We start from the raw sequence: 14,328 nt of genomic DNA, 5'->3' as shown, positions 1-14,328 counted from the left end.
TCACCCTCGGGAAGCTCACCCCACACATGCTGATCAGCCACAGCCACGGTCGGAGCCGCCAGCGGACGCCAAGCGATCTCGAACAACGAATCCTGCCGACCACCGCCCAGCTGCTCCTGCGACACCGGGCGCGACACCAGCGAGCCCACCGTCAGGACCGGCTGCCCTTCGGCGTCGGCCACGGTCACCGTCACGGTGTTCGGGCCGGAAGGGACGATGGACACGCGCAAGGTCGCCGCGCCGCCGGCGTGCAGGGCGACGTCGTTCCAGGAGAACGGCAGGACCGTGGACTCGTCCGTGCTCGACCCGTCATCGATCAGCGCCACGTGCATGGCGGCGTCGAGGAGGGCCGGGTGGAGGCCGTAGCGCGCGGCGTCGGCTTGCGCGTGCTCGGGGAGGGCGACTTCCGCGTACAGCGATTCGCCGGACGTCCATGCGGCCTTGAGGCCCTGGAACACGGGCCCGTAGTGGTAGCCGCGCTCCAGCAGGAGTTCGTACGCACCATCCACGGTCGTCGGGGTGGCGCCCGGGGGCGGCCACTCCGTCAGGCCTGCGGCGGGCACGGCCGAGCCGGCGACCAGGGTGCCTTCCGCGTGCCGCGTCCACACCGGCTCGGCGGCGTTCTCGTCGCGGGAGTGGATGGTGACCGTGCGGCGCCCGGAGCCGTCCGGGGCGCCGAGCCACACCTGCACTGCGGCTCCCCCGCGCTCGGGCAGGACGAGGGGTGCGTGCAGGGTGAGTTCCTCGACCGCGTCGCAGCCGACCTGGTCGCCGGCCCGGATGGCGAGCTCGACGAAACCCGTGCCCGGGAAGAGGATGCTACCGAGGACGTCGTGGTCGGCCAGCCAGGGCTGGGTGTCGACCGAGAGCCGTCCGGTCAGGACGACCTCGCCTGAGTCGGCGGAGGCGATGGCGGCGCTGAGCAGCGGGTGCCCGACCGGTTCCAGGCCTGCGGCGCCGAGTCCGGCACCCTCACCGCCGGTGGCCTCCAGCCAGTACCGCTGCTGCTGGAAGGCGTACGTCGGCAGATCGTCCCAACGGTCCTCGGCGGCGCCGAAGTAGGCGGACCAGTCGACGGTGACGCCCTGGGCGTGGGCGCGGCCGATGCCCGAGATCAGCTCACGGACCTCCGGGCGCTGACGGCGCAGGGAGGAGACGAAGGCGGTGCCCTCGACGTCGCCGACGGTCGCGCTCGCCAGCGCGGTGAGGACGGCGTCGGGGCCGAGTTCGAGGTACGTCTCGACGCCGCGGCCCTGGAGGTGCTGGACGGTGTCGGCGAAGCGGACGGCTTCGCGCAGGTGACGGGTCCAGTAGTCGGGGGTGCCCCAGTCCTCGCTGATCTCACCATGGACACCGGACACCACCGGGATCTGGGCGGGCGCATAGGACACGGACTCCGCCACCGCACGGAACTCGGCGAGGGCGGGGTCCATCAGCGGCGAGTGGAAGGCGTGCGAGACGCGGAGCCGGGTGGTCTTGCGGCCCTGGCCGGTGAACTCCGCCCGGATCGCCTCGACGGCCTCCTCCGCGCCCGAGACCACGATCGAACGCGGGCTATTGATGGCGGCGATGCCGACCGCCTCGGTCAGGTACGGAAGGGCCTCCTCCTCCGTGGCCTGGATCGCGGCCATGGCACCACCGGCCGGGAGGGCCTGCATCAGCCGGCCACGAGCAGTGACCAGCCGGGCCGCGTCCTCCAGGGACAGCACACCCGCCACATGCGCGGCGGTGATCTCACCGATCGAATGCCCGGCCAGGAAGTCGGGGCGCACACCCCAGGACTCGACCAGCCGGAACAGGGCCGTCTCGATCGCGAAGAGGGCGGGCTGCGTGTACGCGGTGCTGTTGAGCAGGGCCTCGTCCTCGCCCCACATCACCTCGTACAACGGCACGCCCAGATACGCATCGACCGCCGCCACCACCGCGTCCAGGGCTTGGGCGAACACCGGGAACGCCGCGTGCAATTCACGACCCATCCCCAGACGCTGCGCACCCTGGCCCGTGAAGAGGAACGCCGACTTGCCCTCGCGGACCGTACCGGTCACCACTCCCGCGGCCGTGCCGCCCTCCGCGAGGGCGGTCAGACCCGAGAGGAGTTCCTCACGGTCCATGCCGATGACGACGGCCCGCTCGTTGAGCCGGGCGCGCCGGGTGGCCAGCGCCCGGCCGGTCACCGCGAGCTCCACGTCGTCCAACGTCTCCAGGTGCGCGACCAGACGTCCGGCCTGCGCACGCAGCGCCTGCACCGACCGACCCGACACCACCCACGGCACCGTGCCCGGCACGAAGCCGGGGGTCGCGTCGTCGGGCTCGGTTGCGGCAGGGGGCTCGGGAAGGGCGGGCGCCTCCTCGACGATCACGTGGGCGTTCGTACCGCTCAGGCCGAAGGAGGAGATGCCCGCGCGGCGCGGGCGATCGGCCACGGCCGGCCAGGCGACCGCCTCGGTGAGCAGCTTGACGTTGCCCGCCGTCCAGTCGACGTGCGGGGTGGGCTCGTCCACGTGCAGGGTCTTGGGCAGGACCCCGTGGTGGATCGCCTGCACCATCTTGATGACGCCGGCGACGCCGGCCGCGGCCTGGGTGTGGCCGAGGTTGGACTTCAGGGAGCCGAGCCACAGCGGCTTGTCCTCGTCGCGGTCCTGGCCGTACGTGGCCAGCAGCGCCTGTGCCTCGATCGGGTCGCCGAGCGTGGTGCCCGTACCGTGCGCTTCCACGACGTCGACGTCGGCCGTCGTCAGGCCGGCGTTCTCCAGTGCGCTGCGGATCACACGTCGCTGCGAGGGGCCGTTCGGGGCGGTCAGGCCGTTGGACGCGCCGTCCTGGTTGACGGCGCTGCCGCGGATGACGGCCAGGACCTGGTGGCCGTTGCGGCGGGCGTCCGAGAGGCGTTCCAGCAGGAGGACGCCGACGCCCTCCGACCAGCCGGTTCCGTCGGTGGCGGCGGCGAAGGACTTGCAGCGGCCGTCCTTGGCGAGTCCGCGCTGGCGGCTGAACTCGACGAAGACCTCGGGCGTGGACATCACGGCTACACCGCCGGCCAGGGCGAGCGTGCACTCCCCCGACCGCAGGGCCTGCGCCGCGAGGTGCATCGCGACCAGTGAGGACGAGCACGCCGTGTCCAGGGTCACGGAGGGGCCCTCGAACCCGAAGGCGTACGAGACGCGGCCCGACGCGATGGAGCCCGTCGCGCTGTTGTACGCGTAGTCGTGGTACATCATCCCGGAGTAGACGCCGGTCCTGCTGCCCTTGAGGGTGTGCGGATCGATGCCGGCCCGCTCGAAGACCTCCCAGGACGCCTCCAGCAGCAGCCGCTGCTGCGGGTCCATGATCAGCGCCTCGTTGGGGCTGATCGAGAAGAGGGCGGGGTCGAAGCGGTCCGCGTCGTGCAGGAATCCGCCCTTGTTGACGTACGTGGTGTTCGGTCGCTCGCCCTCGGGGTCGTACAGGCCGTCGACGTCCCACCCGCGGTTGGTCGGGAACTCCGAGACGCCGTCGCGTCCCTCGTCCACGAGCTGCCACAGGCTTTCGGGGGAATCCACCCCGCCCGGGAACCGGCAGCTCATGGCGACGATGGCGATCGGCTCGCGCGCGGCGGCCGACAGGTTGCGGTTCTGCGTCCGCAGCCGGGCGGTTTCCTTCATGGACGCCCGGAGTGCGTCGAGCAGCTTCTGGTCAGAATTGGACATCGGCTTCTCACATTCCCTGTATCGCGTCGTCCAGCCCGAGACCGTCGAGCGCCATGTTGATCAGACTTTCGGCGTCCATGTCGTCGATGGCTTCTTCCTCTGCGGCGACCGCATTGGCCTGCGGGTGTTCCGCCCGTCCGTCGGCGAGTTCGAGCAGCGTGTCCACCAGGCCCAGCTCGCGGAGGCGGGACAGGGGGACGGTCTGCAGCAGACGGCGGATCTTGCCCTCGTCGGAGTCGGGGTCGAGGGCGGGTCCGTCGCCGTTACCGTCGCTCGGCCGGAATTCGGCAGCGAAGTGCTCGGCGAGTGCGAGGGAATTCGGGTAGTCGAACACGAGCGTGGCCGGCAGTCGGAGTCCGGTGGCCTCGGCGAGGCTGTTGCGGAATTCGACGGCGGAGAGCGAGTCGAATCCGAGTTCCTTGAACTCGCGGCTCTTCCCGATCGACATGGCGTTCGCGTGGCCGAGGATCGCGGCGGCGTGAGCGCGTACGAGGTCGACCAGTTCGTCCGTACGGGCCGCCTCCGGCAGGGCGCTCATCCGCCGGCGGAACGCCGCCACGTCGACCGTGGATCCGGAGTCCGCCCGGCGGCGCGACCGGTTGGGCACCAGGCCCCGGAACAGGTCCGGGAGGTCCGGTGCGCCGCGCATCGCCTTCGTGTTCAGCAGGATCGTCACGAGGGCGGGTGCGTCGAGAGCCCGGGCCGCGTCGAAGACCTCCGTGCCCGCACGGCCCGACAGGGTCTCGATGCCGATCCGGCTCATGCGCCCGCTGTCGGCGGCGGCCAGCTCGCCGGCCATGCCGCCGACCGCCCCTTCGGCTGCCCACGGTCCCCAGGCGAGGGACTGGGCGGGCAGGCCCTGGGCCCGGCGGTGGGTGGCCAGGGCGTCCAGGAAGGAGTTGGCGGCAGCGTAGTTGGCCTGGCCCGGATTGCCGAGCACACCGGCGACCGAGGAGAAGAGGACGAAGGCGGTGAGGTCCAGGCCCGCGGTCAGCTCGTGCAGGTGCAGGGCAGCATCGACCTTGGGGCGCAGGACCGCGTCCAGGCGCTCGGGCGTCAGCGAGGCGAGGATGCCGTCGTCCAGGACACCGGCCACGTGGATCACACCGGTGAGCGGGTGGGCGGCAGGGACGGCCGCCAGGAGCTCGGCGAGGGCGTTGCGGTCGGAGGTGTCGCACGCGGCGATCTCCACCTCGGCGCCCAGTTCCGAGAGTTCGGCGGCCAGCTCGGCCGCGCCCTCGGCCGCCGGACCGCGGCGGCTCGTCAGCAGCAGGCGGTTCACACCGCGCTCGACGATCAGGTGCCGGGCGAACAGGCGACCCAACATGCCGGTTCCGCCGGTGATCAGGACCGTGCCGTCGGCGGCGAACTCCGTGACCGCCCGCTCGTCGGTACCGGCCTCCAGCACGGCGCGCACCAGGCGCGGGGCGTGGACGGCGCCGTTGCGTACGGCCACCTGCGGCTCGCCGGATGCCACCGCGAGGGCGACGTCCCCAGCGTCGGTGCCCGTACCCGTGTCCGTGTCCGTGTCGAGGAGGACGACACGGCCGGGGTTCTCCGACTGCGCGGTCCTCACCAGTCCCCATACGGCGGCGCCGGCCAGGTTCCGTACGTCCTCGTCCGCGACGGCGACCGCACCGCGGGTGCGGACGACGAGGGTCGAGCCCTCGAAGCGCTCGCCGGCCAGCCAGTTCTGGAGTACCTCCAGCGCCTGCCCCACGGCGGTGTGCACGGAGGCGGCGTCCGAGCCGGCGGGCACGTCCCAGACGACGGTGTCCGCCACCGGGGTGTCATCCTGCGCCGGCCACGGCTGCACCGAGGGCGCACTGGCGGCAGCGGTCGCGGGCAGCGCCGGCCAGTCGACCTGGAACAGCGCGTCCCGGACCGCGGAGCGGCCGTCGGTGGCCAGCTGGTCGGAGGCCAGCGGGCGCAGCACCAGCGACTCGATCGAGGCGACCGGAACCCCGGAGGCGTCCGCGAGGTCGACGGTGACCGAGCCTTCGCCGCGGGCGGTGACCCGTACCCGAAGGTTCGAAGCGCCCTCGGCGCAGAGCGACGCACCGGAGAAGGCGAACGGGAGGGCGGCCTCGTCACCGGTCGCGCCGGACAGCGCGACCGGGTGCAGTGCCGCGTCGAGCAGCGCGGGGTGGACGCCGAAGCCGTCCGGCTCCACGCCGTCGGGCAGCGCGACCTCGGCGAAGACGTCGTCGCCGGAGCGCCAGGCGGCCTTCAGGCCCTGGAACACCGGGCCGTAGAGGAGACCGGCCGTGGCCACCTCACCGTAGAACCCGTCGAGGTCCACCGGCTCGGCGCCCGCGGGCGGCCACGCCGTCGCGTCGAAGGGGCGCGCGGGACCGGCAGAGGAAGAGGAGGCGAGCGTGCCCACCGCGTGACGCACCCACGGCAGGCCCTCGTCCTCGCCGCGCGAGAAGAACGTCACCGGGCGCCGCGCTGTTTCGTCGACGGCGCCGACCGCTACGCGCACGGCGACTCCGCCGTGCTCCGGCAGCACCAGCGGTGCCTCCAGCGTGAGTTCCTCGACCACCGGGCAGCCGATCTGGTCGCCCGCCGCAATGGCCAGCTCCACGAAGCCGGTACCGGGGAAGAGCACGACCTCGCCGACCTTGTGGTCGGCCAGCCACGGCTGGGCGGAGGCCGCCAGGCGGCCGGTGAGCACGATCCCGTCCGTCTCGGGCGAGGTGATCACCGCGCCGAGCAACGGGTGGTCGAGCGTCGAGAGGCCGAGCGAGGTGGGATCGCCACCCGCCTGGCCGTCGAGGATCCAGAAGCGCCGCCGCTGGAAGGCGTACGTCGGCAGGTCGACGCGGCGGGCGCCGGTGCCGGCGTAGAAGACCGTCCAGTCGATGCGCGCGCCCGCGGCGTGCAGATGGGCCAGCGCGGCCAGCAGGGTGCGCGACTCGGGGCGGTTCTTGCGCAGCACGGGCTCGATGACGGTGTCCCGGCCGTCGAGGGTGGTGCGGGTGAGGGCGGTGAGGACGGCGTCGGGGCCGAGTTCGAGGAAGCGGGTGACGCCCTGGTCGTGCAGGTGCTGGACGGTGTCGGCGAAGCGGACGGCCTCGCGCAGGTGACGGGTCCAGTAGTCGGGGGTGCCCCAGTCCTCGGTGATCTCAGCATGGACACCGGACACCACCGGGATCTGAGCGGGCGCATAGGACACCGACTCCGCCACCGCGCGGAACTCCGCGAGGGCCGGGTCCATCAGCGGCGAGTGGAAGGCGTGCGACACCCGCAACCGGGTGGTCTTGCGGCCCAGTGCGGTGAAGGTGGCGGTGACGGCATCGACGGCCTCTTCGGCACCCGAAACGACGAGGGAACGGGGGCTGTTGATGGCGGCGATGCCCACGGTGTCGGTCAGGTACGGAAGGACCTCGGCCTCCGTCGCCTCGACAGCGGCCATGGCACCGCCGGCCGGCAGGGCCTGCATCAGCCGGCCACGAGCCGTCACCAGCCGGGCCGCATCCTCCAGGGACAGCACACCCGCCACATGGGCCGCGGTGATCTCACCGATCGAATGCCCGGCCAGGAAGGCCGGACGCACACCCCAGGACTCGACCAGCCGGAACAGGGCCGTCTCGATCGCGAACAGCGCGGGCTGCGTGTACGCGGTGCTGTTGAGCAGGGCCTCGTCCTCGCCCCACATCACCTCGTACAACGGCGTGCCCAGATGCGCATCGAGGGCGGCGACCACCGCGTCCAGGGCCTGGGCGAACACCGGGAACGCGGCGTGCAGTTCACGCCCCATGCCCAGGCGCTGCGCACCCTGACCCGTGAACAGGAACGCCGACTTGCCCTCCCGGACGGCGCCGCGGACCACGCCGGCTCCCGCGAGCGTGCCTTCGGCCAGTGCGGCCAGGCCCGCGAGGAGTTCCTCGCGGGTCTCGCCGATCACCGCGGCCCGGTGCTCGTGCGGAGTGCGGGAGGTGGCCGTCGAGAAGGCGAGGTCCGTCAGCGAGACGTCCGCGCGGTCGCCGACGTGCGCGTGGAGGCGCTGCGCCTGCTCGGCCAGGGCCTCGGGAGAACGGGCCGACAGCACCACCGGAACCACCGGCAGCTCGCGGCGCTCGCCCACCGGAACCTCGTCGGCCGGGGCCTCTTCGAGGATCACGTGGGCGTTCGTACCGCTCAGCCCGAACGAGGAGACGCCCGCGCGGCGCGGGCGACCGGCCGCGGCCGGCCAGGCGACCGGTTCCTCCAGGAGCCGGACGTTGCCCGCCTCCCAGTCCACGTGCGGGGTGGGCTCGTCCACGTGCAGGGTCTTCGGCATCAGCCCGTGGCGCAGCGCCTGCACCATCTTGATGACGCCGCCGACGCCGGCCGCGGCCTGGGCGTGGCCGATGTTCGACTTGAGGGAGCCCAGCCACAGCGGCTTGTCCTCGTCGCGGCCCTGACCGTAGGTGGCCAGCACGGCCTGCGCCTCGATCGGGTCGCCGAGGGTGGTGCCGGTGCCGTGCGCCTCCACGACGTCGACGTCGCCCGTCGTCAGGCCGGCGCTCTCCAGCGCGGTGCGGATGACCCGCTGCTGCGAGGGGCCGTTCGGGGCGGTGAGGCCGTTGGAGGCACCGTCCTGGTTGACGGCGGTGCTCCGTACGACCGCCAGGACGCGGTGGCCGTTGCGGCGGGCGTCGGAGAGCCGCTCGACGACGAGGACGCCGACGCCCTCCGACCAGGCGGCGCCGTCGGCGGCGCCCGCGAAGGACTTGCAGCGGCCGTCCTTGGCCATGCCCTTCTGGCGGCTGAACTCGACGAAGACTTCGGGGTCGGACATCACGGTGACGCCGCCGGCCAGGGCGAGGGTGCACTCGCCGGACCGCAGCGCCTGGGCGGCCAGGTGCAGGGAGACGAGGGAGGAGGAGCAGGCGGTGTCGACCGTCATGGACGGGCCTTCGACTCCGAGGACGTAGGACACCCGGCCCGAGGCGATGCCGCCGGTGCTCGCGTTGTGCGCGTAGTCGTGGTACATCATCCCGGAGTAGACGCCGGTGCTGGTGCCCTTGAGGGTGCGCGGGTCGATGCCCGCGTCCTCGAACGCCTCCCATGACGCCTCCAGCAGCAGTCGCTGCTGCGGGTCCATGATGAGTGCCTCGTTCGGGCTGATGCCGAAGAAGTCGGGGTCGAAGTCGCCCGCGTCGTGGAGGAAGCCGCCCTGGGCGACGTAGCTGGTGTCCGGGCGGAGTCCCGAGGGGTCGTAGATCCGGGACAGGTCCCAGCCGCGGTCGGTCGGGAACTCGGAGATCGTGTCGACGCCTTCGGCGACGGCCCGCCACAGGTCCGCGGGCGAGGTGATGCCGCCGGGGTAGCGGCAGGCCATGCCCACGATCGCGATGGGGTCGTCGGCGGTCGCCGCGGTCGCGGTCCTGCGGGCAGCGGGCTGCGGGGCCGCCGGCAGGTCGGACACCTCGGTGAGCAGGTGGCGGGCCAGGGAGAGGGGGTTGGGGTAGTCGAAGACGACGGTGGCGGGCAGGCGCAGTCCGGTCGCCTCGGCGAGTCCGTTGCGGAACTCGACGGCGCGCAGCGAGTCGAAGCCCAGCTCCTTGAACGCCCGTTCCGGTTCGATGGCCCGGGTCGAGCTGAAGCCCAGTACGTCGGCGACCTGCCGCAGCACGAGTTCGATCAGTACGTCCTCGCGGTCGGCCTCGGCGAGCCCGGCCAGCCGCTGCTGGAGGGCGCCGGCCTCGATCTTCCCGCCGGCCTTGCGCCGGCCGGTGACCGGGGCGAGGGAACGGAAGACCTCGCGGGCGCTCGCGCCCTGGGCCCGGATCGCGCCGAGGTCCAGTTTGACGGGCACGAGCGTGGCGTCGCCGGCGCGCCGTGCGGCGTCGAAGAGGGCGACGCCTTCGTCGCAGGAGAGCGGGAAGACGCCGCCCTGGGAGATGCGGGATCGCTCGGCGTCGGTGAGGTTGCCGGTCATGCCGCTGGCCTCGCCCCAGAAGCCCCAGGCGAGGGACTGGGCGGGGCGGCCGTGGGCCTGCCGGTGCGCGGCGAGGGCGTCCAGGAAGGCGTTGCCGGCCGCGTAGTTGGCCTGGCCCGGGTTGCCGAAGACACCGGCGACCGAGGAGAAGAGGACGAAGGCCGTCAGGTCGGCGTCAGCGGTGAGCTCGTGCAGGTGGAGGGCCGCGTCCACCTTGGGCCGCAGGACGGTGTCGAGGCGCTCGGGGGTGAGCGATCCGAGGACCCCGTCGTCGAGTGCGCCGGCCAGGTGGACGACGCCGGTGAGGGGGTGGTCGGTCGGGACGGTGGCCAGGAGGGCGGACAGGGCGTCCCGGTCGGCCGCGTCGCAGGCGGCGACCTCGACCCGGGCGCCCAGTTCCGTCAGCTCGGCGACGAGTTCGGCGGCGCCGTCGGCTTCGGGGCCGCGGCGGCTGGTGAGCAGGAGGTGGCGCACGCCGTGCTCGGTGATCAGGTGGCGGGCGAAGAGTCGGCCCAGCGTGCCGGTGCCGCCGGTGAGCAGGACGGTGCCGTCCCCGGTGAACTCCGGCGCGTCCTGATCGGTCGTGCCGGCCCGGACCAGGCGCGGCGCGTACGCCACGCCGTCGCGGACGGCGACCTGGGACTCGCCGGTGGCGTACGCGGTGCGGACGTCGGCCTCGGTCGCGGCGTCGGCCAGGACGATGCGGCCGGGGTTCTCGGACTGGGCCGACTTGACCAGGCCCCATACGGTCGCGCCGGCCAGGTCGGTGACGTCCTCGCCGGGGCGGGTGGCGACGGCGCCGTGGGTGCGGACGACGAGGACCGACCCGCTGTGGCGCTCGTCCGCCAGCCACTCCTGGACGACGGCGAGGGCCGCGTGCGCGGTGGTACGGACGGCTTCGGCACTGGTGGTGGCAGTGGTCGGGACGTCCCACAGCACCACGTCGGCCGGGTCGGTGTCCTCGGCGGCGGACCGTGCGGTCTCCCATGTGCTGAGGGAGGCCTCGGCGGCGGCTGCCGGGAGGGCCTGCCAGTCGATGCGGAACAGGGCGTCGCGGGTGAGGGAGCGGTCCTGGGCGAGCCGGTCGTCGGCGAGGGGGCGCAGGACCAGCGAGTCCACCGAGGCGACGGGTTGACCGGAGGTGTCGGCGAGGTCGACGGCGACCTCGCCTTCGCCGAGCGCGCTGACCCGGACGCGGACGGCGGTGGCGCCCTCGGCCGCGAGGGAGACCCCGGACCAGGCGAACGGCAGGGCCGCCCCGTCTGCGGCCACGCCGGTCAGCGCCACCGTGTGCAGGGCCGCGTCCAGCAGCGCCGGGTGCAGGCGGTACGCGGAGCCGTCGGTCCCGTCGGGCAGGGAGGCCTCTGCGTACACGTCGTCGCCGGAGCGCCAGGCGGCGTTCAGGCCCCGGAACACCGGCCCGTAGTTCAGTCCCTCCGCGGCGACGTCCTCGTAGAAGCCGTCGAGGTCGACGGGCTCGGCGCCGGCGGGCGGCCACGAGGTGGTGTCGAAGGGGCGGGTGGGTGCGGCGGCGGCGAGGGTGCCGACGGCGTGCCGGGTCCAGGACAGGCCCACGTCCTCGCCGCGCGAATGGACGGTCACGGTCCTGCGGCCGGAGGTGTCGGGGGCGTCGACGGTGACGCGTACGGCGACGCCGCCGCGTGCGGGCAGCACCAGCGGGGCTTCGAGGGTCAGTTCCGCGACGGCGCTGCAGCCGGCCCGGTCGCCGGCCAGGACGGCCAGTTCGACGAAGCCGGTGCCGGGGAAGAAGACCTCGTCGCCGACGCGGTGGTCAGCGAGCCAGCCGTGCGTGGCGGTGGAGAGGCGGCCGGTCAGTGTGAAGCCGTCGCTGTCGGGCGCGGTGACGACGGCGCCGAGCAGCGGGTGGTCGGCGGGGTCGAGGCCGGCGGCAGCGACGTCGCCGGCGGCGGCGGGGGCCGGTGCCCAGTAGTGCTCGCGCTGGAAGGCGTACGTGGGCAGGTCGACGGGGCGGGCGGGGGCGGAGCCGTGGAAGGGGCGCCAGTCGACGGGCGCGCCGGCGACCCAGGCTTCGGCGAGGGAGGTGGCGAAGCGTTCCATGCCGCCTTCGTCGCGGCGCAGCGAGCCGACCGGCGCGGCGCTCACGCCGACGGCGGAGATCGTCTCGGCGAGGCCGACGAGCAGGCCGGGGTGGGGGCTGGCCTCGACGAAGACGGTGAAGCCGTCGTCGAGCAGGGCGCGGGTGGTCTCTTCGAAGAGGACGGTCTGGCGCAGGTTGCGGTACCAGTAGTCGGCGTCGAGGGTGGCGGTGTCGACGGGGGCGCCGACGACCGTGGAGTAGAAGGAGACGTCGCAGGAGCGGGGGGTCACGGCGGCGAGGGCCTCGCGGACCTCGTCGCGGATCTCCTCGACGAAGACGGAGTGCGAGGCGTAGTCGACGGGGATCTTGCGGGCCTGCACCTCGTTGGCTTCGAGGTGGGCGTACAGCTCGTCGAGGTCTTCGGGGTGGCCGCAGACCACGACCGAGGTGGGGCTGTTGACGACGGCGAGCTGGAGGCGGCCGTCCCAGCGGGCGATGAGTTCGCGGACCTCGGTGGAGGGCAGGCGTACGGACATCATGCCGCCGCGGCCGGCCAGCCCCGACCGGATGATCTTGCTGCGGAGGGCGACGACGCGGGCGCCGTCCTCCAGGGACAGGGCGCCGGCGACGGTGGCCGCCGCGATCTCGCCCTGCGAGTGGCCGACGACGGCAGCCGGTTCGACGCCGAAGGAGCGCCAGAGCTCGGTGAGCGAGACCATGACGGCCCACAGCACCGGCTGGACGACGTCGACCTCGTCGTAGGTGGGGGCGCCGGGCGCGCCGCGCACGACGTCGAGCAGGTTCCAGTCGGTGAAGGGGGCGAGGGCGTCCGCGCAGGCGCGCATCCGGTCGGCGAACACCGGTGCGGAGTCGAGGAGTTCGACTGCCATGCCGATCCACTGCGAGCCCTGGCCGGGGAAGACGAACGCGACCTGCGGGGAGCTGGAGGCGGTGCCGCGGACCAGGTGGGGGGCCTTGCCTGCGTCGGCCAGGGCGTCGAGGCCGGCCAGCAGGGCGCCGCGGCCGTCGCCGAGGACGACGGCGCGGTGCTCGAAGGCGGTGCGGCGGCTCATCAGCGCGTGGCCGATGTCCTGCGGGTCCTCCTGCTCGCCGCGGTCGCGGACGAACGCGGCGAGCTTCTCGGCCTGCCCGCGCAGGGCCTGGGCGCTGCGCGCGGAGACGAGGTACGGAAGGACCGGGGAGGCGACGACGGGGGCCTCGGGGGCCCGGTCGGTGTCCGCGGCGACGGGCTCGGGCTCGGGCGCCTCCTGGAGGATGATGTGGGCGTTGGTGCCGCTGAGGCCGAACGCGGAGACACCGGCGGTGCGGACGTGGTCCTCGGCCTTCGGCCAGGGCTCGGCCTCGGTCAGCAGGGTGACGTGGCCGGCGGTCCAGTCGACGTGGCTGGAGGGCTCGGAGACGTGCAGGGTGCGGGGCATGAGGCCGTTGCGGATCGCCATGACCGTCTTGATGACGCCGCCGACACCGGCGGCGCCCTGGGCGTGACCGATGTTCGACTTGAACGAGCCGAGCCGCAGCGGGCGCTGGGCGGTGTGGTCCTGGCCGTAGGTGGCGAGCAGGGCCTGCGCCTCGATCGGGTCGCCCAGGGTGGTGCCGGTGCCGTGGGCCTCGACGAGGTCGACGTGGGAACCGGGTATCTGGGCGTTGGCGAGCGCCTGGCGGATCACCTTCTGTTGGGCGGGGCCGTTGGGCGCGGTCAGGCCGTTCGACGCGCCGTCCTGGTTGATCGCGGAGCCCTGGATCACCGCGAGGACCTCGTGCCCGTTGCGGCGGGCGTCACAGAGGCGTTCGAGGAGCACCACGGCGGCACCCTCGGCCCAGCCGGTGCCGTCGGCCGAGTCGGAGAACGCCCTGCAGCGCCCGTCGGGCGACAGGCCCTTCTGCTTGCTGAACGCGACGTAGGGGGAAGCGGTGGACATGACCATCACGCCGCCGGCGAGGGCGAGCGTGCACTCGTTCTGGCGCAGCGCCTGCGCGGCGAGGTGGATGGCCACCAAGGAGGACGAGCAGGCGGTGTCGACGGTGAAGGAGGGGCCTTCCAGCCCCAGGGTGTACGAGACCCGGCCGGAGATCACGGACGCGGCGCGGGAGGTCGCCATGAACGCCTCGACGGCCTCCGGGACGCCCTCCTCGTAGTCGCCGTAGTCCTGGATGCCCGAGCCCATGTAGACGCCGACCTGGCTGCCGCGCAGGGTCTCCGGGTCGATGCCGGCGCGCTCGAAGGCCTCCCAGGCCACTTCGAGGGTGAGGCGCTGCTGCGGGTCGGTGCCCTCCGCCTCCAGCGGGCTGAGCCCGAAGAAGCCGGGGTCGAACATGCCGGCGTCTTCCAGGAAGCCGCCCTGGTGGACGTAGCTCGCCCCGGGGGCGTCGGGGTTCGGATCCATCAGGGCTTCGAGGTCCCAGCCGCGGTCGGTGGGCATGCCCGTCACGGCGTCGCGGCCCTCGGCCACCAGCTGCCACAGTTCTTCCGGCGTGGTGATCCCGCCGGGGTAGCGGCAGCTCATGGCCACGATCGCGATCGGCTCCCGCGCCTGAGCCTCGACGTCCTGGAGCCGCTGCCGGGTCTGGTGCAGATCGGCCGTGACTTTCTTCAGGTAGTCGAGGATCTTCTCGTCATTTGCCATGTCGGGTCC

The 14,328-nt window shown here is 73.2% G+C and carries 2 protein-coding genes; both read right to left on the bottom strand.

Translation table 11 applies throughout. From position 1 onward, the window contains the following. On the bottom strand, nucleotides 1–3,686 hold a 3,686-nt coding region (locus ABZZ20_RS34875), incomplete at its 3' end, for a type I polyketide synthase (RefSeq protein ID WP_356876696.1). Nucleotides 3,687–3,693: 7 nt separating this feature from the next. Continuing rightward, nucleotides 3,694–14,319 (bottom strand): type I polyketide synthase, encoded by a 10,626-nt coding sequence (locus ABZZ20_RS34870; RefSeq protein WP_356876694.1) that lies wholly within the window; start codon nucleotides 14,317–14,319, stop codon nucleotides 3,694–3,696. Between the last annotated feature and the right edge of the window lie 9 nt (nucleotides 14,320–14,328).

This window comes from Streptomyces sp. NPDC006430 (assembly GCF_040612395.1).
Classification (GTDB): Bacteria; Actinomycetota; Actinomycetes; order Streptomycetales; family Streptomycetaceae; genus Streptomyces.
This window is presented reverse-complemented; position numbering and strand designations above follow the sequence as displayed.

Excerpts from the sequence above, each read along its gene's own strand:
- ABZZ20_RS34870 (WP_356876694.1), bottom strand. The coding sequence starts at position 14,319 with ATGGCAAATGACGAGAAGATCCTCGACTACCTGAAGAAAGTCACGGCC.